Genomic DNA, 24,807 nt, shown 5'->3' with positions numbered 1-24,807 from the left:
GGAATGAAGGCGACCCAGCGCGATTTCCGCCAGACTGCCGAGCGGGCCGCTGCCCAATGCGCGATGTTCTTCTTCTGCGGTCCGGACGAAGCGGGCGCTTCGGCTGCCGCGGCGCAGATCACCGAGTTGCTTCCCGACGCAGGCGAGCGATTTGAAATTTCGGGCGCCGACCTGCGCAAGGACCCGGCCATGCTCGGTGACGAGGCGCGCTCGAACTCGCTCTTCGGCGAGAAGCGGCACATTTATGTCCGGGCCAATGGCGACGAGGCGCACGACGCATTGAAGACGCTCATCGAGACGCGCGACGCGGGCGCGGGCGACGCTGCCCCGGTGCTGGTGGTGGCGACGTCGGCAACAGACAAGTCGCGCACCGCGAAACTGCTCGAAAAGCGCAAGGATGCGCTGGTGGCGATGTTCTACCCGCCCGATCTTTCCACCGTCGCCATGTCGGTCCGGCAGATGGCCGATGCTGCGGGTCTGCGTCTTTCCGGCGATCTGGCCGAGCGGATCGCGCGGGCCTCCGGGCTTGACGTGCGGCTCGCCCAATCCGAAGTGACCAAGCTCGCTCTCTATTGCGATGCTTCCCCGCAAGCGCCCAAGCCGGTCGACCCGGACGATCTCGAAGCGATTGGCGCCGCGACCGAAGAGGATGGCTTCATGCCGCTCGTCAACGCGGTGCTGTCGGGCGAGACGGGCAAGCTCGACCGGGAGATTCGCCGAATGCGCGAGCACGGCATCAATCCGGTCGGGCTGCTTCTGGCGATCGAGCGCCGCGCATCGCAGCTGGCGCAGATTACCGCCAGGCTCGGGCCACGCGGGTCGTTCGATAATCTCGGCAAGGGCGAGAAGGCGCAGCTCGGCATATTCTGGCGCGAGGAACGCGAAATTCGCGGCCAGATGGCACGCTGGAATCGCCGCAAGCTCGAACGGCTCGGGCCGCGCCTGATGGCGCTCCACCGCGCACTGCTCGCCAACAGCCAGGCGGCAGAAACACTGCTGGCACAGGAGCTTGTGGAGATCGCGCGGTTCGCCTCTCGCAGATAGAGCCGGCTTTCCGGGTGGCGGATGCGCGACTGCGCAGAAAATCTAATGAACAGATTTTAACGGACCGTTGCTCCACATTACGTAGAATTAGCCATAGATTCCCGCGTCATGACGGGACCGCGGGCCTCATGAACAAACCGGCGCAGGATCTGGCCAAGGCGCAAGGCTTCGGCGTCCGGCTTGGCGGCGCCTCGGTGCCGCTTGAAAAGCGCCGCATCCGTGCGTTCATCGCGCTTCTGATCCTCGATCTTGCCGCCCTGCAAACCGGCTTCATCCTCGCGGGCTTGATTTATGAGGGCGTATGGATGGAGTGGCGCGCGCAAATGCAGGCGACCGCTCTCAGCGCTGTGTTCGTGACCATCGCCTTGCTCAGCCAGACCTATAGCGCGCAAGTGCTGGAGGATTGGCGGCACGCGATGCGCAAAGTTGGGGTCGCGCTCATCGGGTCTGCCGCGCTGCTCAACTTCATCGCCTTTTTTCTCAAGGCGAACGCGAACTTCTCGCGCGTCAGCTTCACCCTGGGGCTGGTGCTGACGCTGGCCCTGTTCGGCCTCTATCGCTGGATCGCCATCCGGCTGATCCGGAGGCGCTGGGGCGGGCGGGTGCGCAACCTGCTCGTGATCGAGGATGGCGGGCCTGCGTTCCGGCTGGACAAGGCGACCCACCTCGCCGCTTCCGAAGTCGGGCTGGTCCCGGTGAGCGACGATCCCTTCCTGCTCGACCGGCTTGGCAAGCTGACCCAGCATCAGGACCGGGTGATCGTGACCTGCCCGCCGGTGAGGCATGAACGCTGGGCAATGTTACTCAAGTCGTCAGGCGTGCGCGGCGAGATCGTCAGCAAGCCGCTCCATGCGCTGGGGGCGCTCGGCGTAAACCACTATCCGGCGCAGAGCAGCACGACCTTGATCGTCTCGACCGGTCCGCTCGGCATTCGGGCCCGCGCCGCCAAGCGGCTGTTCGATATCGCGTTGGCGTCGGCCGGTCTCGTCCTGCTCTCGCCGCTGCTCGCCTGGGCCGCGCTGCGCATCAAGTTTGAGGATGGCGGGCCGGTATTTTTTGTCCAGCGACGGCTCGGCCGGGGCAATTGCTTCTTCGACATGGTCAAACTGCGCACAATGCGGGCCGAGGCGCAGGACGCGGACGGACAGCAGTCGACTTGCCGCGAGGATGAGCGGGTGACGCGGATCGGGCGCTTTTTGCGCGCGACCAGTATCGACGAGTTGCCCCAGCTATGGAACGTGCTGCGCGGGGACATGTCGATCGTCGGACCGCGACCCCATGCGGTCGGGAGCCGGGCGAATGACAAGCTGTTCTGGGATATCGACGCACGTTACTGGCGGCGTCACTCGCTGCGTCCGGGGCTGACGGGACTCGCGCAGGTGCGCGGCTATCGCGGCAGCACCGAGCATGAGCGCGATCTGACCGATCGCCTTCAATCGGATCTAGAATATATCAGTGGCTGGTCACTGATGCGCGACGTCGCGATCGTTATTCGCACCTTGCGGGTGCTGCGGCACGAGCGCGCTTTCTAGGACGCCTCGCTGGCGCGGATAGCTACCGCGCTCGCAGCTCAATCCTGCGGAACGGTGAAGCTACCGGTCACGCGGCCGCCGCGTGTTTCGGTGGTTCCGGCAACTCCGGTCGAACCCGAAGCCTGGCCGTCGACGCTCGAAACGCCGCTGGCGAGGTCGATCACGAGCCGCCCGCCCGACAGCGTATCCCCGCCGCGCCGCAACCGTACATCGCCCGCCATAGTGATGATCCGCCGGCTGAAGTCATAGACCGCGACATTGCCCGAAGCCGCCTCGTTTCCGCGCGTCACGGTGACCCCGCCGGTCGCGGTGATGCGGTTGATGTCGACGCCCGAAGCATCGCTGTAGTTGACCAGCATGCGGTCCGATTTCACCGTGAGGCCAGCCTGCGTCACGGTCACGCTGCCCGACAGGACGACGCGGTTCTGGCGGTCCTGCAGCTCGATCCGCCCGGCGTCGAAATTGACAGGCGCGCGCGAATTGTGCCCCGCGATTGCCTGAGCGTGGAGATGCATCCCGCCTGCCGCGACGAGCGTGAGGGCAAAGGCCCCCAGGCCAGAACGAAGGGCGACGGTTCCAAGCTTGCGATGGGCAGTCTTCATCATGGCATCCTCAATTCGCCCGGGCGCATTCTAAGCTGGGCATTGCCGATAAGGGTCACGGTCCGCTCTGCCAAATCGGCCTCGATCCGGTCGGCGGAAAAGGTCCCTGCGGGCACTGCGCCTTCGACTCCGCCGGTTCCGGTCATCCGCTTGGTCTCCAGATTCACCGATACATCGTTTGCGACCATGCGATAGCCGTCCGCCGCGGTGAGGCGCAGCGGGCCGATCACCGACATCACTTCCTCGTCGATGTCATAGGCGCCGGCGTCTGCGGCAATGCGTGCGGGACCTTCGGGCAGGAGGATCCGCGCAATCAGCTCGTTCATCCGCACGATGCCTTCGCTGCTCGAACGCTGGACCGCTTCGCCCGCGGTAAGCGAAAAAGGCCGCCCCTGGTTGTCCTGGCCGCGATACATCGCGTTATCGACCGAGAGGCGCTCGTCGATCATCGCCACCTTGTTGCGGTCGAGCAGAAAGCTGATCTCGCCGCGTGGGCTTAGGGGTGTGATGATCATCAGCGCGGCAACCACCCCGACCGCCATCGGCAGGGCGCGCGCGAGAAAATGCACAAGCTTGTCATGGCTGCCGCCCGGCGCAGCGAAATGCTGCCGCTTGCCGCGCAGCTCCTTCGCTTCACTGGTTTCGATGCGGCGTTTGACGACCATGACAGCGGGTTAGCCCATGCTCCTTACGCGTGGCTGAAGATATCGTGTTCGGCCCAGCCGGCGATGTCGAGACGGGCGCGGGTCGGGAGAAAATCGAAACAGGCCTGCGCCATTTCCATACGCCCTTCGCGTTCGAGCCGCACCAGCAGTTCCTCGCGCATGCGGTGGAGGTAGCGCACATCGGAGGCGGCGTATTCGCGCTGCGCCTCGTTCAGGACGGGGCCGCCCCAGTCGCTCGACTGCTGGACCTTGGACATGCTTTCGCCGAGCAATTCGTCGACGAGGTTCTTCAGCCCGTGGCGGTCGGTGTAGGTGCGCACCAGCTTGCTCGCGATCTTGGTGCAGAAGACGGGCGCGGCCATCACGCCGAGGTAATATTCGATCGCGGCAAGGTCGAAGCGACCGAAGTGATAGAGCTTGAGCCGGTTGGGATCGCCCAGCAGCGCTTTCAGATTGGGCGCGTCATAGGTGCTTTCGGGCCCGAAACGAACGAGGTGTTCGTCCGGTCCGCCGTCGCTGATCTGGACGACACAAAGCCGGTCGCGGTGGGTGACGAGGCCCATGGTCTCGGTATCGACCGCGAGCGGTGCATCGCCGGTCAATACGCCTGCGGGAAGGTCTTCTTCGTGAAAATGAACAGCCATATGGCTCAGGGCTTTAGGCGCATTGGCCTGATAGGGAAAGGGGGGGAAAGAGGCGCGAGGGGTGGTGGTGAGCGTCGGAAAGCCGGCCTATCCTGCAGACGATGACCGAGGCTATTCCCCCCAGCTGGCAGGCGGCACTCGAGCCGGTGTTGCAAAGCGCGGAGTCGCGAAAGCTGGGCGGTTGGCTGCGCGCCGAGGAAGACGCGGGCAAGACGGTCTATCCCCCGCGCGGCCAACGCCTGAACGCACTCGCGCTGACTCCGCTCGATGAGGTGCGCGTCGTGATCCTGGGGCAAGACCCCTATCACGGACCGGGCCAGGCGCATGGCCTTGCTTTCTCGGTGCAGGACGGGGTCAAGGTGCCGCCCTCACTGGTCAATATCTACAAGGAGCTGGAGAGCGATCTCGGCATTCCGCGGCGCGACCACGGCAACCTCTCCGGCTGGGCGCGGCAGGGTGTGCTGCTGCTCAACAACACGCTGACGGTCGAGGCGGGACAGGCGGGCAGCCACGCTGGACGCGGGTGGGATGCGATCACCGATGCCGCCGTTGCAGCGGTGGTGGAGCGCGGCGATCCCGCGGTCTTCATCCTGTGGGGCAGCCATGCGAAGAAGAAAGCAGGGCGGGTGAAAGGCCTCGGCACTGCCGATCGTCACCTCGTCCTCACCAGCCCGCATCCCAGCCCCTTGTCTGCGCATTCGGGCTTCTTCGGGTCGAAACCGTTCAGCCAGGCCAACGCCTTTCTCGAACGTCATGGCATCGCGCCGATCGACTGGTCGCAATAGCGAGCGGATCCTCGCGCAACTCAGGCTTGGCCTCGCGACATCTTGGTGCCAGATTGCCCCTGACAACGGGGAGAACTTCATGAAACGCCTGATTGCATTCGCTGCCGCTTTGACAGCCACCACCGCGCTGACCGCCACTGCGCAAGGTGCCGGGTTCGACCATCACGCAGCTGCCGATTCCGAAACCGCTGCGAACGCCGACGACGGCAAGGCGAAGGAGGCGGCGGCGATGAGTGAAGCGCTGCGTCTCGCCGGTATCTGGCTGGAGACGGAGCGGGCTTACGAGAACATCCCGGCGATGTCGGTCGCGGTGGTCAAGGGCCAGGACACCGTCTGGGCCAGGGGGTTCGGCCATACCGATCGCGCGCGCAAGAAAGCGGCCACCGCCGATACGATCTATTCGATCTGCTCGATCTCGAAACTCTTCACTGCGGTTGCCTTCATGCAGGAGTGGGAGAAGGGCACGGTTCGCCTCGACGAGCCGGTCGCGACCTACCTTCCGTGGGCGACGCTCGCCCCCGATGATCGCGACAGCGTGCCGGTGACGATGCGCGGGCTGCTCACGCACTCTGCGGGTCTCCCGCGCGAAGCGGTCAATCCTTACTGGACGGGCCCCGATTTCCCCTTCCCGACGCAGGACGAGATTCGCGCAGGGATAGGGGCGCAGAATCCGCTCTATCCCGCCTCGCGCACTTTCCAGTATTCGAACCTCGGCCTGACGCTGGTTGGCGAGACGGTCGAGGCGGTGTCTGACACGCCCTACGGCGACTATGTCAGCGCAAATATCCTGACCCCGCTGGGCATGGAGGACACCAAGCCATTCATTCAGTCTGACGAGTACGGCAAGCAGATGGCGGTCGGCTGGGGCTCGCTCGAACCTGATGGCACGCGCCCTGCGGTAAAGCTGTTCGATGCGCGCGGTATCAATCCGGCGGCGGGCTTCAGCTCCTCGGTCAATGACCTCGCGAAGTTCGCCAAGTGGCAGTTCCGCCTCCTGAAGAGCGAGGAAGCCGAATTGCTGCGCGCTTCCACCCTGCGCGAAATGCACCGGGTGCATTACATCACGCCCGATCGCGAGACGAGTTGGGGCCTCGGCTTCGTCAATTACCCGATGGATGGGAGCGATATCGTCGGCCACGGCGGTTCGTGCCCGGGCTATCGCAGCACGCTGATGATCGATCCGAAGAACGAAACCGCCATCGCGCTCGCCATGAACACCATGGAAAACCCGGGGCGGATTGCGCAGCGGCTGGCTTCGCTGCTGGGCAAGCGGATGGATGCCAAGCCCTTCGAAGCGCCCGAAAGCGCCACGGTCAACCTGGAGGATTATGCCGGATACTACTCCGCCCAGCCATGGGCGCGCGATTTCGTGATCCTCCCCTGGGCCGGCGGCCTTGCCTCCGTGGACGTCGCCTATGGCGATCCGGCCGACAGCATCGGACGGCTGAAGCCGCTCGGCGATGATCGGTTCAAGGTCGTGACCGATAAGGGCGAGGAGCGGGAAACGATCACCTTCCACCGCAAGGCGGACGGCAGCATTTCGCATCTCGAACGGCACGGCAACCTCACCTATCGCATCCGTCCGCTCGATTGAGATGACCGACGAGGACGCTCGTTCGGCCCTCGAAGCGCGGCTGGCGGCGCTCGATCGCGAAGCGGGGGCCAATGCCGATTCGCGCGACACTGTCGAGCTGCAACAGGACAGCGTCGGACGGCTCTCGCGGATGGATGCGCTCCAGCGGCAGGCGATGGCGCAGGCGCAGGAGCGCCGCCGCGAGGGGGAGCGCAAGCGGATCCTTGCCGCGCTCGAGCGGATCGAGGAAGGCGAGTGGGGTTATTGCCTCGGCTGCGGTGAAGAGATTGCGGAACAACGTCTCGCACATGACCCCAGCGTCCCGCGCTGCGTCAAATGTGCGAGCGGAAAGAGTTAGGAGAGCCTGGATGAGTGACGAAACGGTACTGCTCGAAATTGACAATGGCGTGGCGCTGGTCACGCTCAACCGGCCGGAGGCGATGAACGCGTTGTCGAAGGCGCTGCGCGCGCGGCTCTACCGCGTGATGAAGCAGGTCGATGAAGATGACAGTGTGCGGGCCGTCATCCTGACAGGCGCGGGGGAGCGCGCCTTTACCGCCGGGCTCGACCTCAAGGAACTCGGCTCGGAAGAAGGCGCGCTCGGTGCCGCCAATGCCGAAGGCGCGGACGAGAATCCGGTCAAGGCGATCGAGGTTTGCCGCAAGCCGGTGATCGGCGCGATCAATGGCGTTGCCATCACCGGCGGCTTCGAAGTTGCGATTGCCTGTGACGTGCTGGTGGCGAGCAGCAATGCGCGCTTTGCCGATACCCATGCGCGGGTCGGGATCGTGCCGGGCTGGGGCCTGTCGCAGAAGCTTTCCCGCATGATCGGCATCTCGCGGGCCAAGGAACTGTCTTTCACCGGCAATTTCCTCGATGCGGAAACGGCGAAAGACTGGGGCCTCGTCAATCACGTGGTCGAGCCTGAGGAACTGCTGCCGCTCGCACGCAAACTGGCGGAGGACATGGCGACAATCGACCCGACCTTCCTCGCCAATTACAAGCGGCTGATCGATGACGGTTATGCCGCGACCTTCGGCGATGGGATGAAGCTTGAAGCGCAGCTTTCGTCCGAAGCCAATTCGCAGGTTACGCCCGAGGAAGTCGAAGCGCGCCGTGCAGGTGTGCAAGCGCGCGGACGCGGTCAGGGCTGAGGCCGGGCTTATTCGGGCGGTTTCATGCGGCGGTAGGTGTCGCCGCCCGATTCCTCGGTGAAGGTAAGGACATCGCCCTCGAGCCTCGCGGCCATGCCGGTGAAGTCCATCACGCCACAATCGCCTGGCTGAAACTCGAAGCGGATGGTCTTGCCGGGCTGCCAGCCATTCTCCGCCAGATCGAATACGGGCCAGTCGGCTTCGACCCCCGGGATCAGCACGCGTACGCTGACGGGGTCTGGACATTGTTCAGGGTTGGGCGAGCTCCCTTCCGGCCCGACCCGGCCGAGGAAGGTCTGCCCGTCGGCGCATTTTGTCAGGGTGGAGCTATGCTCGACCGGATCGCCGTTCTCGTGGAAGACCCGAAGCATCGGCCCGCCAGGATTGTCGTTCACGCCAATCAGCGCGATCGTCGTCGGAACAGGTACGGGGTCGGAGGCAAAGGTGACGGTGTCGCCTTCGGCCCGCCAATTGCCTTGCGCGGTCATGTCGAGCCCGCCCACGGTCAGTGCCCATTCGAACGTCCGGTCTTCGTTGAGCCGCAGGAACATGGCGGTCTCGAAACTGCTGCCATCCCAGCTTCCGACGAAGGGTGACGCGGCTTCCGCCTGCACAGCTTGCGCGGATTCGAGCGCGGTAGAAGAGGCAGCGCAGGCTGCGAGCATCAGAACCGGAGAAAGAATCGCCAATCGCATTCGAAAACTCAGAACTTCGCTGTCAGCCTCAATCCGGCAAGGACCCCAGCATCGCGGGCGGCAACTGCACTGTCAACGACCTGCACATTGGCGGTCACGCTGAACTGATCGGAGAGGCCGAGGGTGTAGAAATACTCGACACCTTCCTCGTCCTCGAGCGCGAGGCGGCCCGACAGAACGTCGACCAGCCGATCGGTCAGCGAATAGCGGAACCAGGCCGCGCCGAAGCGGTCCTGCGGGCGGCTGCGCGGGTTGCCTGAAAAGCCGATGAAGCCGCTCTTGTCGAGGAAGGTCGGGTCGCCGTTCGAGACATAGATCTGGCCGAAAATACCCCAACCCTTGCCGGGGGCTTCGGGATAAAGCTCGATGAACTGATATCCGGCGAGCACAGCGCTGAACTCGCCCTTGCGCCCGCCAAAGGCAGAGCCGGGGGCTGGCACCAGCGCGGGAGGAAGCGCCTCGGCAGCGATTTCGCTACGGGTCGATCCGGCCATTTTCAGCGCGTAATAGCCGGGCTTGCCGCCGATCTTGACCGGTAGCGTGACCGAGCCAAGGAAAGCGACGCCGCTTTCGAAACCGGTTTCGAAGCCGGTCCGCTCCGACTGCAGGTCGGGGTCGAACACCCAGAGGCGATAGAGCGCTTTCTTGGTCGGCACGTTGAGCAGCGCGCCAGTGATCGATCCAGGCACGATCGCGCTTGGCGGCAGTGCCATGGCGAGGTTCTGGAAGCCTTCGTGCCCGCCGCCGCCGACCACCGGAAGCTGCGCCGCGAGGTCGAGCACATTGACCTTGCCGACCGTCAGCGACGTGCCCGATTGCCAGCGCTTGGTGACGTTGACGTTGAGGTCGAATACCTCGCCTTCGCCGGGATAGAACATCTGCGTGTTGCTGGGCAGCAGGCCGATCTCACCATTGGCGCTTTCGCCATATTTGAACTCGGGATGGATATGCAGCGACCAGCTGTCGTCCACGCCCAGAGTGCTGCCGGCGACATCGAAATAGGCATCGATCTTGCCGCCATAGCGAAGCGTTTCCGCCGCATCGCCCGAAACCGGCATGTCGGCAAATTGCGAGAACAATACGCGCGTCTTGACCGCCGGTTTGTCCGGTTCTTCGGGAGGAGGCGGTACAGAGGCGGCGGGCGCAGAAAGAAGCAGGCTGGCAGCGTCACCCGATTCGGATGCAAGGTCCGAGCCGCCATCTTGCGTCTGCGCGCTGAGCGGCGTTGCGGCCAACGGAGTGCAGAGCGCACAAATCCCTGCGGCAAGCGCTGTGCGCTTCGACCCTCCTTGCATTACGACCCCTCCAGCTCTTGACGGCGTTTGAAACGTCTTATGAATCAAGAGCGTGAGGGCGCATTGGATGAAAACGACAAGATCGTTTTCAAGCGCAAACTATTGTCAGCGTGGCAATTCGCTCACACCCATCAGCGCTTCGTCGACCGCCCGTGCACACTGGCGCCCTTCGCGGATTGCCCAGACGACGAGGCTCTGGCCGCGCCGCATATCGCCGCAGGCCCAGACCTTGTCGACGCTGGTCTTGTAGTCGTCCGTATTGGCCGCGACATTGCCGCGTTCGCTCAGCTCGACGCCCGCCTGCTCGAGCAGACCGGCCTTCTTCGGTCCGACAAAGCCCATGGCGAGCAGGATCAGATCGGCGGGCAGTGTGAATTCGCTGCCTTCGATTTCCTGCATCTGGCCGTCCTTCCACTCGACGCGGACGCATTCGAGCCCGGTCACCGTCTCGCCATCGCCGACGACCCGCTTGGTCAGAACCGCCCAGTCACGCTCCACACCTTCCTCATGGCTCGAGGACGTGCGCAGCTTGAGCGGCCAGTCGGGCCAGGTCAGCGCCTTGTCTTCCTTCTCAGGAGGTTTGGGCATGATCTCGAGCTGCACGACGCTTTCCGCGCCCTGGCGGTTCGACGTGCCGACGCAGTCGCTGCCGGTGTCGCCGCCGCCGATCACGACGACCTTCTTGCCGGTCGCCGTCAGCGTGCCGCGCGGTGCCGCGCGCTGTTCGTCATCGCCTGCATTGCGCTTGTTCTGCTGGGTAAGGAATTCCATCGCCAGCCGCACGCCGTTCTTCTCGGCGCCGGGGATCGCGAGCGCGCGCGCATCTTCCGCACCGCCCGACAGGACGATTGCATCGTAATTCTCGTCGAGCGATTTGAACGAGACGTCGACACCGATTTCCTTCGACGTTCTGAACTCGACTCCCTCGGCCTCCATCTGCACGCAGCGGCGATTGATGAGGTGCTTTTCCATCTTGAAGTCGGGAATGCCATAGCGAAGCAAGCCCCCGATCCGGTCGTTCTTCTCGAAAAGGGTCACCGAATGTCCGGCGCGCGCCAATTGCTGGGCACATGCCATGCCGGCCGGACCCGAACCCACGACTGCGACCGATTTGCCGGTCTTCTTTTCGGGAATCTGCGGGGTAATCCAGCCTTCTTCCCAACCACGGTCGACGATCGCGCATTCGATCGACTTGATCGTCACGGGCTGGTCGATGATGTTGAGCGTGCAGCTTGCCTCGCACGGTGCCGGGCAGATGCGACCGGTGAACTCCGGGAAATTATTGGTCGAATGGAGCACGTCGAGCGCGTTCTTCCAGTCGCCTTCATAGACGAGGTGGTTCCAGTCCGGGATGATGTTGTTCACCGGACAGCCGTTGTGACAATAGGGAATGCCGCAATTCATGCAGCGCGCAGCCTGGCCCTTCAGCGTCTCCTCATCCGGCTGGACGACAAACTCGCGATAGTTGCCGAGCCGCTCCTTGGGATCGAGATAGTCACGTTCCCTGCGGTCGAGCTCTAGAAAACCCGTTTCTTTACCCATTGTGCTGACCCTTATTCCGCTGCGACCGTTTCGGCTTCGAGCCGCTCTGCCTCGAGCGCTTCGAGCGCACGCTTGTAATCGCGCGGCATCACTTTCACGAACTTCTTCACGCTGGCGTCCCAATCATCGAGCAGGGCCGCCGCCTTCGCGCTACCTGTGTGGAGCTTGTGCCGTTCGACGAGGATCCTGAGGCGTTCCGCGTCATGGCGCAGCATATCGCCCATGCCGAAATCATGCACCGAGCTGTGCCGCTGCGACGGACGGCCCGTTCCCTCCTCGTCATCGCGCTCGCCGGTCATCGGGACGAGATCGACCTGCGCCATGTTGACGAGCGGCGCAAACTTGCCCTCGGGATCGTAGACGTAAGCGATCCCGCCGCTCATGCCGGCTGCAAAGTTGCGCCCTGTATCACCGAGCACCACGACGACACCGCCGGTCATGTACTCGCAGCAGTGATCGCCCGAACCTTCGACCACGGCGATGGCGCCCGAATTGCGAACGGCGAAACGCTCGCCCGCCACGCCGTTGAAGAAGGCTTCGCCCGCAATCGCGCCGTAAAGTACGGTGTTGCCGACGATGATGTTCTCGCCCGGTTCGCGGTCGACGCCATCGGGCTGGCGCACGATGATCCGGCCGCCCGACATGCCCTTGCCGACATAGTCATTGGCATCGCCGGTAAGGTCGAGCGTTACGCCGTGGGCGAGCCAAGCGCCGAAGCTCTGCCCGGCGACCCCAGTAAAGTTGATGCGGATGGTGTCGGGCGCGAGGCCTTCATGGCCGTAAGCCTTGGCGATTTCGCCTGACAGCATCGTGCCGACCGTGCGGTTGACGTTGCGGATGGTGCGTTCGAGCTGCACCGGCTCGCCCGATTTGATCGCGGGCTCGCACGCCTTGATCAGTTCGTTATCGAGCGCGCCGCTGAGCCCATGGTCCTGGTTCATCGTATGATGAAGCGGCTGACCTTCTTCGAGCGTAACCGTGTGGAGCAGGCGCGAAAGATCGACCCCGTCCGCCTTCCAGTGGCGGTGGACGCGGCTCATGTCGAGCCGGTCGACCCGGCCGACCATTTCCTCGACCGTGCGGAAGCCCATCTCCGCCATGATCTGGCGCAGTTCTTCGGCGACGAAGAAGAAGTAGTTGATCACATGTTCCGGCGTGCCGGTGAAACGCTTGCGCAGAACCGGGTCCTGCGTCGCGACGCCGACCGGGCAGGTGTTGAGATGGCACTTGCGCATCATGATGCAGCCTGCCGCAATCAGCGGTGCGGTTGCGAAGCCGAACTCGTCCGCGCCGAGCAACGCGCCGATGGCGACATCGCGCCCCGTGCGCAGGCCGCCATCGACTTGCACAGCGATACGGCTGCGCAGATCGTTCAGCAGCAGCGTCTGCTGGGTTTCGGCGAGGCCGATTTCCCACGGTGATCCCGCGTGGGTGAGGCTGGTCAGCGGCGAAGCGCCCGTCCCGCCTTCATAGCCGGAAATCGTGACATGGTCGGCGCGCGCCTTGGAGACGCCCGCAGCAACCGTGCCAACGCCGACTTCCGAGACGAGCTTGACCGAAATGCGCGCCGTCGGCTGCACATTCTTGAGGTCGTGGATCAGCTGGGCGAGATCTTCGATCGAATAGATGTCGTGGTGCGGCGGCGGCGAGATGAGGCCCACGCCCGGGGTCGAATGACGGACCGCGCCGATGCGCTTGTCGACCTTGTGGCCGGGCAGCTGTCCGCCTTCGCCGGGCTTTGCGCCCTGCGCCATCTTGATCTGGATATCGTCCGAATTGGCGAGATATTCGGTGGTGACGCCAAAGCGCCCCGAGGCCACCTGCTTGATCCGGCTGCGCATCGAATCGCCATTGTCGAGCGGCTTGAAGCGCTCGGGCTCCTCGCCGCCTTCGCCGGTGTTCGAACGACCGCCGATGCGGTTCATCGCGATGGCGAGTGTCGAGTGCGCTTCGTGGCTGATCGAGCCGAAGCTCATCGCGCCGGTCGAAAAGCGCTTCACGATCTCGGCCGCGGGCTCAACCTCATCGAGCGGAACCGGCTCTTCGCCGAGCTTGAACTCCATCAGCCCGCGGATCGTCAGCAGGCGTTCGGACTGCTCGTTGATCGACTTCGCGAACTCTTCGTAGTTCTTGTGGTCGTTGCCGCGCACCGCGTGCTGGAGATGCGCGACATTGGCTGGCGTCCACGCGTGTTCCTCGCCGCGCAGGCGGTACTGATAGATACCGCCGACATCGAGCATCGACTTGTAGATCGGGTTGTCGCCATAAGCCTGTGCGTGGCGCCGCACCGCCTCTTCGGCGACTTCCTTCAGGCCGACGCCCTCGATCGTCGTCGCGGTGCCGGTGAAGTAGTTCTCGATGAACTCGGAGGAGAGGCCGACCGCATCGAAAATCTGCGCGCCGCAATAGGACTGGTAGGTGGAAATGCCCATCTTGGACATCACCTTGCGGATGCCCTTGCCGACGGCCTTGATGTAATTCTGCTCGACCGCCTGCGTGTCCAACTCGGGGTGCTTGTGGGCGCGAAGGTCTTCGAGCGTTTCGAAGGCGACGTAGGGATTGATCGCTTCTGCGCCATATCCCGCCAGCACGCAGAAGTGATGCACTTCGCGCGCTTCGCCGGTTTCGATGACGAGCCCGGTCTGCATCCGCAGGCCCTGACGTACGAGGTGATGATGCACCGCTGCGGTTGCGAGCAGGGCGGGCATGGGAATGCGGTCCGGCCCCTGCGCGCGATCGGACAGGATCAGGATGTTGTGGTCCTGCAGCACCGCTTCGGTCGCGGCCCAGCACATTTCCTTCAAGGCCATCTTCAGACCTTTGGCGCCCTTCTTGGCGTTCCAGGTGATGTCGATGGTTTCGGTGCGGAAGGCGCCGTCGAGTGCAGCCTCAACCGAGCGGATCTTGGCGAGATCCTCGTTGGTGAGGATCGGCTGCATGACTTCGAGCCGCTTGTGCGTGCCGCCGTCAGCGCCGAGAAGATTGGGGCGCGGACCGACCATCGAGAGCAGGCTCATCACCAGCTCTTCGCGGATCGGATCGATCGGCGGGTTGGTAACCTGCGCGAAGTTCTGCTTGAAATAATCGTAGAGCAGGCGCGAGCGGGCCGAGAGCACGGCGAGCGGCGTGTCGGTACCCATCGAACCAATCGGGTCGTCGGCATTGACCATCATCGGTTCGAGGAAGCGCATGACGTCTTCCTGCGTGTAACCGAAGGCCTGCTGGCGCTGCAGCAAGGTGGTCTCGTGGCTCGGCACCTCGGAGAGCTCGGGCTCGATATGGTCGAGATCGTCGAGCTTGTACTGTGCCTGCTCGAGCCACTTTTCGTAAGGCTGGGCGGAGGCGAGATCGGCCTTGAGTTCGCTATCCTCGATAATGCGGCCCTGCTCGAAATCGATCAGCAGCATCTTGCCCGGCTGGAGACGCCACTTGCGCGTGATGTCCTCTTCGGCGAACGGCAGCACGCCACTTTCCGAAGCGAGGCAGACGATGTCGTCCTTGGTCACGCAGAAGCGTGCCGGGCGCAGGCCGTTGCGGTCGAGTGTCGCGCCGATCTGGCGGCCATCGGTGAAGGCGACGGCGGCAGGGCCGTCCCAGGGTTCCATCAGCGCAGCGTGATATTCGTAGAATGCGCGGCGCGCCGGATCCATCAGCTCGTTCTTCGCCCAGGCCTCCGGGATCAGCATCATCATCGCATGGGCGAGGCTGTATCCGCCCGCGAGCAACAGTTCGAGCGCGTTATCGAGGCAGGCGGTGTCCGACTGGCCGTGCGGGATCAACGGCCACATCTTGTCGAGGTCGGCACCCAGCAGCGCCGATTCCATCGTGCGGCGGCGCGCGTTCATCCAGTTCACATTGCCGCGCACCGTGTTGATCTCGCCATTGTGCGCGATCAGGCGATAGGGGTGGGCGAGCCGCCAGCTGGGGAAAGTATTGGTCGAAAAGCGCTGGTGGACGAGGCCGAGCGCGGACTTGCAGTCCTCGTCACGCAAGTCGTCGTAAAAGCTGCCGACCTGGTTGGCGAGCAGCAGGCCCTTGTAGACGATCGTCCGGCTCGAGAAGCTCGGGATGTAGGATTGGGTGAGGCCCGGCAGATCATGCTTTTCGGCCAGCTTAGCGAGCGGGTTCAGGGTCTGCTTGCGGATCACGATCAGCTTGCGCTCGAACGCATCCTGATCGGCGCAATTCTCGCCGCGCGCGATGATCGCCTGCTGCATGACCGGCATCGAATCGACTACCGCCTTGCCGAGGCCGTCGAGAGTTGTCGGCACTTCGCGCCAGCCGATCAGCCGCTGGCCTTCCTTGGCAACGAATTTTTCGAACTGCTCGGTGACGAAATGCCGCGCCGCATCGTCCTGCGGCATGAAGCACATCGCCACGGCATAGTCGCCGGGCCGGGGCAGCTCCTTGCCTTCGCTTTCGGCCCATTTGCGGAATAGGGGATCGGGAATCTGCAGCAGGATTCCTGCGCCATCGCCCAGCAGCGGGTCGGCGCCGACCGCGCCGCGATGGTCGATATTCTCGAGAATCTGGAGCGCCTGGGTAACGATGGCATGCGATTTCTCGCCCTTGATATGGGCGACGAAACCCACACCACAGGCATCATGTTCATTGCGAGGATCGTAAAGGCCCTGCCCATCGGGAAGGCCGTGCACCTGGTAACCCATTCAAACTCCGTCTCGTCATCGCCGCGCATCGTACCGGACACCCAGAGGGAGCGCACCGGCAATGAAGCGCGATTCGCCCTGCCGCGCAGGGATACGAAAATGTCGCGAGGTTTCCCTTTGGCGAAACGAACGTGTTTTTGCAACTGCGAAGGCGCGTGCATTCGTTTGCTGCGGGCAAAGCGCAGCTATCGGCAAAGGGCAAGACGAAGGGTCGGTTGCAGCTGCCGAAACGGCAAGTGCGGATAATGCATCAACCGCCGCTGAGCTTCTGGAGTTTCTCCAGCGCGTCGCGCAGGGCATCTTCGGTCGCTTCGGCCTCTTCGCGGGTCGACAGGTCAAGCGCGGCATTGCCATCGGTGGCGTAGACACCGCCAGCGACACCGGCATTGCGGTTCAGCGCCGGAAGCGCACGAAGCGTCTCGGCCATCTGCTCTGCCTGCTGGTTGGCCTGCGCGGCGGTCGAAGCCGGTTTGCGATTCTGGATTTCACGGTAATCGTCCATTGCGAAAGCGAGCCGCTCGATCATCTGGACGAGGCTCATCTGCGACAGGTCCTGAGCGCGCAGCTTGGCCGCGGCGTGTTCACCCGGCTCGGCCACGATGTCAGGTTGCGGCTCGGGCTCGGGCTGGCTCGCGGTTTGCGGCACGGATTCGTCGACCGGCTCCGGCGAGGCACCATGGGCCACGGCGAGCGCTGCGCCCGGATTCGTCCATTCGGGCGTTCCGGCGGGCCAGGCATCGTCCGAGCCGTCATCCTCGCCATCATCTTCGACGTCGTCGAAGTCTGCGTCCGGGCTGGCGTTCGCGTCGAAACCGCCTTGGTCGCCATCGAGCTGCAATTCCTCGATCGAGAGATATTGCGGCTCGGCATCCTGCGCGACTTCCGGTTCGCTCTCGATTGCCTCGGCACCTTCGGCTTCGGCAGCCTCGTTATCGATGGCTTCGACCGGCGCAACCTCCTCGACGGGGTTGGGGCGGCAGGACCGCGAGGCGAGAATATGTTCGAGGTCGGCGTCCGGGTTTTCATCGAACGTAGCCTCGAGGTCGTGATCTGCCTCGGCGGCGCTCTCTTCGCCTTCATCGGGCCCGAGCACTCGGCGCAGGCGCTTGTCGCGTTCGGTTTCGGGCACTTCTTCGTCGGCGCTTTCCGCACTGCCGCCCATCCTTGTCACAAGGTAGCGGCCGAGCAGACCGCCAGCGATCGCACCGAGCGCGGCATGGAGCGCGCTCCCCTGCACGATGTAGGCGCCGGCACCCAGCACCAGCACCAGCCAGCCAGTCACGATTAGCGGAAATGCCCGGTTCGCGCGCAATGCGGTGATGTCGATCTTCTTGACCCTTGCAATGAAGGTCATGCCCCGTTCCTCAGCTTCAGGCCGCGCGATTTGCGCGGTTGTTCACCGTGCGGGCTATCAGATCGTGGTAAACAAGCTGATAACGCTGCATATTCGCCGCCCAGTCGTGCTGCTCACGGACATGGGCGCTGGCGCGGGCCTTCATCGCGTCCCACTCTCCGCGATTGTCCAAGAGGTCGGCCAGAGCGTCGGCGCAGGCTGCCGGATCGTCAGCCGGGAACAGTACGCCTTGTTCCCCATCGCGCATCAATTCGCGGTGTCCGCCGACGTTGGATGCGGCGACAAGACGCTGCTGGGCCATCGCCTCCAGCGGCTTCAATGGCGTGACCAGATCGGTGAGGCGCGAACGCTTGCGCGGATAGGCGAGCACGTCGACGAGCGAGTAGTAGCGCTCGACTTCCTGATGCGGCACGCGGCCGGTGAAAATCACGCAGGATGGGTCAGGTAGTGTGGCGGCCTGCGCGCGCAGCGCCTCCTCCATCGGTCCGCCGCCGGTAAGAAGCAGGCACGCACGCGGGTGGCGCTCCTTCAACATGGGCATGGCCGCGATGAGATCGTCCAGACCTTCGTAATCGTAGAAGCTGCCGATGAAGCCGATCAGCGGTTCGCCCGCTGCGATACCGAGATCGGAGGCGAGCGCCTCGTCGCGTGCGATTGGCTCGCCGAACAGCGAGAGGTCGACGCCATTGGGCGATATGCCGATCTTCCCCGGGGCAACGCCGCGCGCGATGAGATCGTCGCGCAATCCGTGGCAGATCGTGAAGACCGCATCGGCGCTCGCGACCACGCGGTTTTCGAGCGCGCGCGTCAGCCGGTATTTGACCGAGCCTTCGCTCCCTGTGCCGTTGCCGACCGCGGCATCCTCCCAGAAGGCGCGGATTTCATAGACCAGCGGAATGCCGTGACGCCGCGCGACTTTCGCTGCCGCCGCGCCGCAGATGGCGGGCGAATGCGCGTGGAGCACATCGGGCCGCCAGTCGCGCACGACTTTCTCGATGCCATCTGCGAAGCGCGCGATCTCGCGCCATTCGCGCAGGCCTGTCGGTCCCTCGGCACTGCCCGCAGTGCGGTGAAACAGCAGGCCGTCCACCTGCTCGACCGAAGGGCCCTCGGCTTCATGGCGCAGTCCGGTCACGCCGCGCACATCCATTCCTGCAGCCTGCTGGGCCTTGAGGATCGCCCGCGTGCGGAAGGTGTAGCCGCTGTGGAGCGGCAGCGAATGGTCGAGGACATGGAGGACGCGTGTCATGCGAAGTTCTTTGCCAGAATGTGCTTAACGGGCCGTCAACTGCATCCTGCTAACCGGCAGAAAGAATGGGCGCGCTGTGCGCCCGCAGCAGGATTTACCCGCGCGTGATCGACTACTTCGCCCTTGCCCTTGCCCATGCGCTGCTGGCGATCGCCGTTCTTCGGCTGGCCGGCAACGATCGGCTCGACCGTGAGGAGGATGATACGCCGGAGGCAGAGCCGATCCGTAAGCGCAGGGGGCGACGCGCGTGATCGATCTCGTCTTCCTCGCCTTTATCGGCTTCATCCTGGTGCTGGGCCTGCGCCGCCCGTTCCTGTGGGTGCTGGCCTATGCCTATATCGACATCCTTGCCCCGCAGAAGATCGGCTACGGGATGATCCAGTCGATCCCGGTTTCGCTGATCGCCTTTCTTGCGGCGTTCGGCGGCTGGCTGCTGATGGATTACAAGAAGGGTGCGCGTTTCACCTTCCGGCAGGGGCTGATTCTCGCGCTGCTCGTCTATTGCGCCTGGACCACCGGGCATGCCGACTTCCCCGAACCTGCCTCGACCAAGTGGGACTGGGTGTGGAAGGCGATGGTTTTCGCGATCTTCCTGCCGCTGACGCTGACCACGCGGCTGCGGCTCGAGGCGCTGGGCCTCGTGCTCGTGCTGTCGGTCGGGGCGATCGTCATCAGCGCGGGGATGAAGACCGCGCTCGGTGGGGGCGGCTATGAAAGCCTCTACTTCTTCGTCAACGACAACAGCGGCCTTTACGAAAGCTCGACGCTTTCGACGGTCGCGATTGCCATCATCCCGTTGATCGCATGGTTCATGCGCCATGGCACCGTCTTCACGCCCGACTGGCGAGTAAAGGCATTCGGCGCGGCGCTGATTTTCGCCTGCCTGCTGATCCCGGTCGGGACGGAGGCGCGCACGGGCTTGCTCTGCATCGCGGTTCTCGGCGTGCTACTGCTGCGCGACGTCAAGCGGCGGCTGACCTTCATTGCTGCGGGCGCCGCGCTCGGCCTCGTCGCGCTGCCGTTCCTGCCGCAGAGCTATTACGAACGTATGGCGACGATCGGCTCGCCCTCGGGCGACGAGAGCGCTTCGACCCGCGTCGCGGTGTGGAAGTGGACGCTCGACTATGTCGCCGCCAATCCATTGGGCGGCGGGTTCGACGCCTATCGCGGCAACAAGTTCACTTACGACATGGCTGTGAAGGAAGTTTCGGGCAACACCACCAGCGTCGAGTTCAAGGAAGTGACCGACGAGGCGCGCGCCTATCATTCTTCCTTCTTCGAAGTGCTGGGCGAGCAGGGCTGGCCGGGCTTCATCATCTGGATCTGGCTGCAACTGCTCGGCATCTGGCACATGGAAAAACTGCGCCGCCGCTGGAAGGGGCGTGATGGGGCCGATCAGCAGTGGCAGGCGCCGCTCGCCATCGCATTGCAGATCGCCAGCATTATCTATCTGGTCGGTGCGACATTCCAGGGCATTGCCTATCAGCCGGTCATGTTCATGATCATCGGACTGCAGATTGGCTTCCATTCCTATTGTCGACGGATTGATTCGCAGGTCGATGCGGATGCGTCGTTTCCGGTTCGCCCAAACCGCAGCCGCGGTGCCACCGATGCCGTAGCGGCAGGTTGACGTTTACGGAAACCACGTTGCGCTAAGCCGCTCCATGCGCCATGAGTCCCGCCAACCCGGCGAGACTCGCCGCGCAATCGAGAGGAGACGCGCATGACCCCGCAAGAATTGGCCGCAAAGACCGGCGAAAACATCGGAACCAGCGAATGGGTGGAGATGAGCCAGGAGCGCATCAACCAGTTCGCCGACGCGACCGGTGACCATCAGTTCATCCATATCGACGAGGAAAAGGCCAAGATGACGCCGTTCGGCGGCACCATCGCGCATGGCTTCCTGACGCTTTCGATGATCCCCTATCTTTCCGCCAAGAGCGACATGCCGAAGATCGACGGCGTGAAGATGGGCGTGAACTACGGCGGCAACAAAACGCGTTTCATCAGCCCCGTTCGCGCGGGCAAGCGCATCCGCGGCCACTGGAAGCTTGTCGAAATGATCGAGAAGCGGCCCGGCCAGTGGCAGCAGACGTCCGAGATCACGATGGAAATCGAAGGCGAGGACAAGCCTGCCCTCATTTGCGAGTGGATCACGCAGCTCTTCGTCTGAGCCACTGATCTGCCCTCGGCACCTCCTCCCCGGGGCCGAACGAACAATTTAGACCAATAGAAGGAGCTCGCCATGCGCGACGCAGTCATCGTTTCCACCGCCCGTACCCCCATCGGCCGCGCCTACAAGGGCGGCTTCAACGTCACACCGGGCGCAACGCTCGGCTCCTACTCGCTTGCTCCGGCCGTTGAACGCGCTGGCATCGAGGGCGGTGAGATCGACGATGTCGTGTGGGGCTGCGTCCTCACCCAGGGCACCCAGTCGGGCAACATCGGTCGCCAGGTTGCCCTGCGCGCCGGCCTGCCGGTATCGGTCGCGGCACAGACGATCGACCGCCAGTGCTCTTCGGGCCTGATGGCTATCTCGACCGCGGCCAAGCAGATCATCGTCGACAACATGGATATCGTCGTCGGCGGCGGACAGGATTCGATCTCGATGGTGCAGACGCCGGAAATGCGCGTCGCGCCGGACAAGTCGCTGATCGCGATGCACAAGGACGTCTACATGCCGATGCTGCAGACTGCCGAAACGGTCGCAGAGCGCTATGGCATCAGCCGCGAGGCGCAGGACGAATACGCCCTTCAGAGCCAGATGCGCACCGCAGCCGGCCAGGAAGCGGGCAAGTTCGACGACGAGATCGTTCCCGTGACCGCCACCATGGCCGTGAAGGACAAGGAAACCGGCGAGGTTTCCATGCAGGAAGTCACCATCACCAAGGACGAGGGCAACCGCCCCTCGACCACGCTTGAAGGCCTTCAGGCGCTCCAGCCGGTCATGGGTCCGGGCAAGGTCATTACCGCGGGTAACGCCTCGCAGCTGTCGGACGGCTCTTCTGCCTCGATCCTGATGGAAGCCAAGGTTGCCGAGAAGAAGGGCCTGCAGCCGCTCGGCCGCTATGTCGGCATGGCGGTTGCCGGTACCGAGCCCGACGAAATGGGCATCGGCCCCGTCTTCGCCATCCCCAAGCTGCTCGAACAGACCGGCGTGAAGATGGATGAGGTCGGCCTGTGGGAATTGAACGAGGCATTCGCCGTTCAGGTCCTCTATTGCCGCGACAAGCTCGGCATCGATAACGACATCCTCAACGTCAACGGCGGCTCGATCTCGATCGGCCACCCCTATGGCATGACCGGTGCACGCTGCGTCGGCCACGCTCTGATCGAAGGCAAGCGCCGCGGCGCGAAATATGTCGTCGTGACCATGTGCGTCGGTGGCGGCATGGGCGCAGCCGGCATGTTCGAGGTGTTCTGATGCGCCTACCGCTCCGTTACTTGAGGCGCGTAGTCTGATGCGCCTCAAGGCACCTCGTATCGAGCCGGTCGACATGGACCGGCTCGACGAGGAGCAGAAGGCCGCGATCGAGCGGTTTCTCAACGTCCCGGATGACAAGGTCGGCGGCGGCAAGGTGCTCAACATCTTCCGCACCTTGCTGCACGCGCCAAAGGCGCTCGCCGGCTTCCTCGCCTGGGGAAATTATGTCCTCTCGCGCCGCAATGCGCTGCCCCCGCGCGAGCGCGAAATGGTCATCCTTCGCACCGGCTGGCTGTGCAGGTCGGGCTACGAGTTTGCCCAGCACACCCGCATAGGAAAGAACTGCGGGCTGACCGACGAGGAAATCGCGCGGATCAAGGCAGGTCCCGATGCAGAGGGCTGGACCCCGCTTGAAAGCGCAATGCTGCGGTCGGCGGACGAGCTGGTGGCAAACCACCATGTTTCCGACGCCACCTGGTCCGCTCTCGCCGAACTGGGGGACAAAGGCCGGATGGACCTCGTTTTCACGGTCGGCCAGTACACCCAGGTCTCGATGATCCTCAACAGCTTCGGCGTTCAGGTCGAAGAGGGCGAGAACCTCGATCCCGACCTCGACTTGCGCTGAGGCGCGAGCAGGCGCATTCTTCCCTCTGGTTTAGGGGAGCGCGCTCATGGGCATCATGGAAATCATCGGGATAGCTGGCAGCGTCAGCCTGCTCTCCGGGTGGCGGCTGTATCTGTGCATTTTCGCCACGGGCCTCGCCATGCGGTTCGACGCGATTCCGATACCCGAACATCTTGCTGCGCTGGGTGTGCTGGCGAATCCATGGGTGATGGGGATCGCTGCGGTGGGCGCGCTGGCGGAGTTTTTCGTCGACAAGGTCATGTGGCTCGATAGCATCTGGGACACAGTCCATACGCTGGTCCGCCCGGTCGGCGGCGCGCTTCTCGCACTGGCGATCGTCGATCCGTCCGACCCGGCGATGCAGGTGATCGCCTTCCTGCTTGGCGGAGGAGCGAGTTTCCTCGCGCATGGCGGCAAGGCCTCGGCGCGCGCCGTGGTCAACACTTCGCCCGAGCCGGTGAGCAACGTGGCCGCCTCCAGCGTCGAGGACGTCGCGACCGTCGGACTGCTCTGGCTCGCTTACGAATATCCGGTTGCGGCGGGCGTGGTAGCCTTCGCTTTGCTGGTGCTGGTCGTGATGCTGCTGCTGTGGGCGCGCCGCGTGATCAAGCGGATCTTCGTCCGTATGCCCAGGGTGAAGCGCGGCGAGGAACTGCCGCCGCTCGGCTAGAACCGGCCCTGCTTTTGCTGCTTGCCGAAAATCAGGAATGCTTGGCGATGAACTTCTCGACTTCGGGAGCAACCTTGTCGCGCCATTTGCTACCGTTGAAGATGCCGTAATGCCCGGCGCCTTCGGCCATGTAATAGCGCTTCTTGCTCTCCGCGAGGCCCTTGGCGAGCTTGAGCGCGGCCTTGGTCTGGCCGAGGCCCGAGATGTCGTCGCGTTCGCCTTCGATCGCGAGCAGCGCGGTCTTGTCGATCTTGCCGAGATCGACGATCTCGCCCTTGTGGCGGAACTCGCCATTGGGGATCGAATGCTTCTGGAACACTTCCTCGACCGTCTGGAGGTAGAACTCGGCGGTCATGTCGCACACGGCGCGATACTCGTCGTAGAAATCCTTGGTCGCCTGTGCGCTGTCATCATCGCCCACGGTAAGATGTTTGAACATCTCCCAGTGGCTCATCATGTGATTGCCGAGGTTCATGCTCATGAACGCGGATAACTGCATGAAGCCGGGATAGACCCGTCGGCCGGCACCGCGATATTGGGATGGCACGGTGGCGATCACGCTCTGGCGAAACCATTCGATCGGGCGGTTCATCGCATGGTCGTTGACCGAGGTCGGGCTTTCGCGCGTGTCGATCGGTCCGCCCATCATGGTCAGCGTCTTGGGCGTCGCGGGCGAATCATGCTGGTTGAGCAGCGCGGTGGCGGCAAAGGCCGGGACGGAGGGCTGACACACCGCCATCATGTGCGGCCGCTCTCCGTCGCCTTCGACGCGGACCTGCTCGAGAAAATCCATCAGATAGTCGATGTAGTCGTCGAGGTCGAAATGCCCCTCGTGCATCGGCACCAGCTTCGCATCCGCCCAGTCGGTGATGTAGACGATGCAGCTTTGCAGCATGCGTTCGACCGTGCCGCGCAACAGGGTGGCGTAGTGCCCGCTCATCGGGGCGACAATCAGGATGCGCGGAGAGCTTTCCGGCAGGCCGGTGTGGCGGAAACGCTTGAGATCGCCGAACGGGCGATTGACCACGGTCGCTTCTTCGACGGGGTGCGCTTCTCCATTCACCTCGATCTCGGTGATGTTGAATGCGGGCTTGCCATAGCTGGCGGTCGCGTGGGCAAATACCTCGAGCGCGTTTGCGGTCATCGGACCGACGGCCGTATGGCTCCAGGGATTGGCCGGGTTAGACATCATTTCCGATGCGATCGAGGCCCAGGCGCTGGCGCCGTTCAGCAAAGAGCGCTGGATTTCGTAAGCGTGGTAGAGCAAGTTATTCCCCTGTTGCGACC

22 protein-coding genes are annotated in these 24,807 nt (G+C 63.8%); 12 read left to right on the top strand and 10 right to left on the bottom strand.

Going from position 1 to position 24,807, the window contains the following annotated elements; all coding sequences use genetic code 11:
- Window positions 1-3: 3 nt before the first annotated feature.
- Together holA and CCE89_RS05450 are read left to right on the top strand one after the other, a co-directional pair.
- Entirely contained in the window at window positions 4-1,044 is a 1,041-nt protein-coding gene (gene holA / locus CCE89_RS05455; RefSeq protein WP_086437070.1) for a DNA polymerase III subunit delta, read from the top strand.
- A gap of 128 nt (window positions 1,045-1,172) precedes the next feature.
- Window positions 1,173-2,576, top strand: a complete 1,404-nt coding sequence (locus tag CCE89_RS05450; protein WP_086437069.1) for an exopolysaccharide biosynthesis polyprenyl glycosylphosphotransferase — start codon at window positions 1,173-1,175, stop codon at window positions 2,574-2,576.
- 38 nt (window positions 2,577-2,614) lie between these two features.
- Here CCE89_RS05450 and CCE89_RS05445 read toward each other — a convergent pair whose 3' ends face one another.
- The 3 genes from CCE89_RS05445 to CCE89_RS05435 are packed head-to-tail and all read right to left on the bottom strand — an operon-like array spanning window position 2,615 to window position 4,487.
- Entirely contained in the window at window positions 2,615-3,181 is a 567-nt protein-coding gene (locus CCE89_RS05445) for an LptA/OstA family protein (RefSeq protein WP_234989963.1), read from the bottom strand.
- Window positions 3,178-3,843, bottom strand: a complete 666-nt coding sequence (gene lptC / locus CCE89_RS05440; RefSeq protein ID WP_086437068.1) for an LPS export ABC transporter periplasmic protein LptC — start codon at window positions 3,841-3,843, stop codon at window positions 3,178-3,180. Before lptC ends, CCE89_RS05445 begins: the two co-directional genes overlap by 4 nt.
- A gap of 23 nt (window positions 3,844-3,866) precedes the next feature.
- The gene (locus tag CCE89_RS05435; protein WP_086437067.1) at window positions 3,867-4,487 is read right to left on the bottom strand and encodes a ribonuclease D; all 621 of its coding nucleotides are present in this window, start codon (window positions 4,485-4,487) and stop codon (window positions 3,867-3,869) included.
- A gap of 101 nt (window positions 4,488-4,588) precedes the next feature.
- Here CCE89_RS05435 and ung point away from each other — a divergent pair, with 101 nt between their 5' ends.
- The 4 genes from ung to CCE89_RS05415 all read left to right on the top strand — a co-directional run bounded on the left by ung (window position 4,589) and on the right by CCE89_RS05415 (window position 7,999).
- On the top strand, window positions 4,589-5,272 hold the full coding sequence (ung, locus tag CCE89_RS05430) for a uracil-DNA glycosylase (protein WP_086437066.1): 684 nt from the start codon (window positions 4,589-4,591) through the stop codon (window positions 5,270-5,272).
- 79 nt (window positions 5,273-5,351) lie between these two features.
- Window positions 5,352-6,866 (top strand): serine hydrolase domain-containing protein, encoded by a 1,515-nt coding sequence (locus CCE89_RS05425; RefSeq protein WP_159456588.1) that lies wholly within the window; start codon window positions 5,352-5,354, stop codon window positions 6,864-6,866.
- Between the two features lies 1 nt (window position 6,867).
- Entirely contained in the window at window positions 6,868-7,203 is a 336-nt protein-coding gene (locus CCE89_RS05420; RefSeq protein ID WP_086437064.1) for a TraR/DksA family transcriptional regulator, read from the top strand.
- Window positions 7,204-7,213: 10 nt separating this feature from the next.
- Window positions 7,214-7,999, top strand: a complete 786-nt coding sequence (locus CCE89_RS05415) for an enoyl-CoA hydratase (RefSeq protein WP_086437063.1) — start codon at window positions 7,214-7,216, stop codon at window positions 7,997-7,999.
- 8 nt (window positions 8,000-8,007) lie between these two features.
- Here CCE89_RS05415 and CCE89_RS05410 read toward each other — a convergent pair whose 3' ends face one another.
- The 6 genes from CCE89_RS05410 to CCE89_RS05385 form a co-directional block, all read right to left on the bottom strand.
- Window positions 8,008-8,688, bottom strand: coding sequence for a hypothetical protein (locus CCE89_RS05410; protein ID WP_086437062.1), 681 nt, complete (start codon window positions 8,686-8,688; stop codon window positions 8,008-8,010).
- Between the two features lie 14 nt (window positions 8,689-8,702).
- Window positions 8,703-9,929 (bottom strand): carbohydrate porin, encoded by a 1,227-nt coding sequence (locus tag CCE89_RS05405; RefSeq protein ID WP_234989962.1) that lies wholly within the window; start codon window positions 9,927-9,929, stop codon window positions 8,703-8,705.
- A 165-nt stretch (window positions 9,930-10,094) separates the two neighbouring features.
- Window positions 10,095-11,531: a glutamate synthase subunit beta gene (locus CCE89_RS05400; RefSeq protein WP_086437060.1), complete on the bottom strand. Its 1,437-nt coding sequence runs from the start codon at window positions 11,529-11,531 to the stop codon at window positions 10,095-10,097.
- An 11-nt stretch (window positions 11,532-11,542) separates the two neighbouring features.
- The gene (gene gltB / locus CCE89_RS05395) at window positions 11,543-16,198 is read right to left on the bottom strand and encodes a glutamate synthase large subunit (RefSeq protein WP_086437059.1); all 4,656 of its coding nucleotides are present in this window, start codon (window positions 16,196-16,198) and stop codon (window positions 11,543-11,545) included.
- Window positions 16,199-16,448: 250 nt separating this feature from the next.
- Window positions 16,449-17,552, bottom strand: coding sequence for a hypothetical protein (locus CCE89_RS05390; protein WP_086437058.1), 1,104 nt, complete (start codon window positions 17,550-17,552; stop codon window positions 16,449-16,451).
- 16 nt (window positions 17,553-17,568) lie between these two features.
- On the bottom strand, window positions 17,569-18,801 hold the full coding sequence (locus CCE89_RS05385; RefSeq protein WP_086437057.1) for a TIGR04063 family PEP-CTERM/XrtA system glycosyltransferase: 1,233 nt from the start codon (window positions 18,799-18,801) through the stop codon (window positions 17,569-17,571).
- Window positions 18,802-18,905: 104 nt separating this feature from the next.
- On the opposite strand from CCE89_RS05385, the gene CCE89_RS15235 reads away from it, so the two are divergent.
- The 6 genes from CCE89_RS15235 (at window position 18,906) to CCE89_RS05355 (ending at window position 23,520) form a co-directional block, all read left to right on the top strand.
- On the top strand, window positions 18,906-19,052 hold the full coding sequence (locus CCE89_RS15235) for a hypothetical protein (protein WP_159456587.1): 147 nt from the start codon (window positions 18,906-18,908) through the stop codon (window positions 19,050-19,052).
- The gene (locus CCE89_RS05375; RefSeq protein ID WP_086437055.1) at window positions 19,049-20,431 is read left to right on the top strand and encodes a DUF5935 domain-containing protein; all 1,383 of its coding nucleotides are present in this window, start codon (window positions 19,049-19,051) and stop codon (window positions 20,429-20,431) included. The genes CCE89_RS15235 and CCE89_RS05375 overlap by 4 nt, the downstream gene beginning before the upstream one ends.
- 93 nt (window positions 20,432-20,524) lie before the next feature.
- Window positions 20,525-20,974: a MaoC family dehydratase gene (locus tag CCE89_RS05370; RefSeq protein WP_086437054.1), complete on the top strand. Its 450-nt coding sequence runs from the start codon at window positions 20,525-20,527 to the stop codon at window positions 20,972-20,974.
- Between the two features lie 72 nt (window positions 20,975-21,046).
- Window positions 21,047-22,225: an acetyl-CoA C-acyltransferase gene (locus CCE89_RS05365; RefSeq protein ID WP_086437053.1), complete on the top strand. Its 1,179-nt coding sequence runs from the start codon at window positions 21,047-21,049 to the stop codon at window positions 22,223-22,225.
- Between the two features lie 37 nt (window positions 22,226-22,262).
- Complete coding sequence (locus tag CCE89_RS05360) at window positions 22,263-22,850, top strand: carboxymuconolactone decarboxylase family protein (protein ID WP_086437052.1); 588 nt, start codon at window positions 22,263-22,265, stop codon at window positions 22,848-22,850.
- 46 nt (window positions 22,851-22,896) lie between these two features.
- Entirely contained in the window at window positions 22,897-23,520 is a 624-nt protein-coding gene (locus CCE89_RS05355; RefSeq protein ID WP_086437051.1) for a DUF4126 domain-containing protein, read from the top strand.
- Window positions 23,521-23,551: 31 nt separating this feature from the next.
- Here the strand turns inward: CCE89_RS05355 and CCE89_RS05350 are convergent, their stop codons facing one another.
- A complete protein-coding gene (locus CCE89_RS05350; protein ID WP_086437050.1) occupies window positions 23,552-24,787 on the bottom strand; it encodes a polyhydroxyalkanoate depolymerase in 1,236 nt (411 codons plus the stop codon).
- Between the last annotated feature and the right edge of the window lie 20 nt (window positions 24,788-24,807).

It is taken from the genome of Altererythrobacter xiamenensis (genome assembly GCF_900177715.1).
GTDB classification, from domain to species: domain Bacteria; phylum Pseudomonadota; class Alphaproteobacteria; order Sphingomonadales; family Sphingomonadaceae; genus Erythrobacter; species Erythrobacter xiamenensis.
Note: the sequence above shows the minus strand (reverse complement) of the source record. Positions and strands in the feature narration are given on the sequence as shown.

Coding starts and splice junctions, on each gene's coding strand:
- CCE89_RS05385 (WP_086437057.1), bottom strand. CDS start 18,801: ATGACACGCGTCCTCCATGTCCTCGACCATTCGCTGCCGCTCCACAGC.
- lptC (WP_086437068.1), bottom strand. CDS start 3,843: ATGGTCGTCAAACGCCGCATCGAAACCAGTGAAGCGAAGGAGCTGCGC.
- CCE89_RS05400 (WP_086437060.1), bottom strand. CDS start 11,531: ATGGGTAAAGAAACGGGTTTTCTAGAGCTCGACCGCAGGGAACGTGAC.
- CCE89_RS05390 (WP_086437058.1), bottom strand. CDS start 17,552: ATGACCTTCATTGCAAGGGTCAAGAAGATCGACATCACCGCATTGCGC.
- CCE89_RS05370 (WP_086437054.1), top strand. CDS start 20,525: ATGACCCCGCAAGAATTGGCCGCAAAGACCGGCGAAAACATCGGAACC.
- gltB (WP_086437059.1), bottom strand. CDS start 16,198: ATGGGTTACCAGGTGCACGGCCTTCCCGATGGGCAGGGCCTTTACGAT.
- CCE89_RS05360 (WP_086437052.1), top strand. CDS start 22,263: ATGCGCCTCAAGGCACCTCGTATCGAGCCGGTCGACATGGACCGGCTC.
- CCE89_RS05425 (WP_159456588.1), top strand. CDS start 5,352: ATGAAACGCCTGATTGCATTCGCTGCCGCTTTGACAGCCACCACCGCG.
- CCE89_RS05420 (WP_086437064.1), top strand. CDS start 6,868: ATGACCGACGAGGACGCTCGTTCGGCCCTCGAAGCGCGGCTGGCGGCG.
- CCE89_RS05415 (WP_086437063.1), top strand. CDS start 7,214: ATGAGTGACGAAACGGTACTGCTCGAAATTGACAATGGCGTGGCGCTG.
- CCE89_RS05435 (WP_086437067.1), bottom strand. CDS start 4,487: ATGGCTGTTCATTTTCACGAAGAAGACCTTCCCGCAGGCGTATTGACC.
- CCE89_RS05445 (WP_234989963.1), bottom strand. CDS start 3,181: ATGATGAAGACTGCCCATCGCAAGCTTGGAACCGTCGCCCTTCGTTCT.
- CCE89_RS05450 (WP_086437069.1), top strand. CDS start 1,173: ATGAACAAACCGGCGCAGGATCTGGCCAAGGCGCAAGGCTTCGGCGTC.
- holA (WP_086437070.1), top strand. CDS start 4: ATGAAGGCGACCCAGCGCGATTTCCGCCAGACTGCCGAGCGGGCCGCT.
- CCE89_RS05365 (WP_086437053.1), top strand. CDS start 21,047: ATGCGCGACGCAGTCATCGTTTCCACCGCCCGTACCCCCATCGGCCGC.
- CCE89_RS05355 (WP_086437051.1), top strand. CDS start 22,897: ATGGGCATCATGGAAATCATCGGGATAGCTGGCAGCGTCAGCCTGCTC.
- ung (WP_086437066.1), top strand. CDS start 4,589: ATGACCGAGGCTATTCCCCCCAGCTGGCAGGCGGCACTCGAGCCGGTG.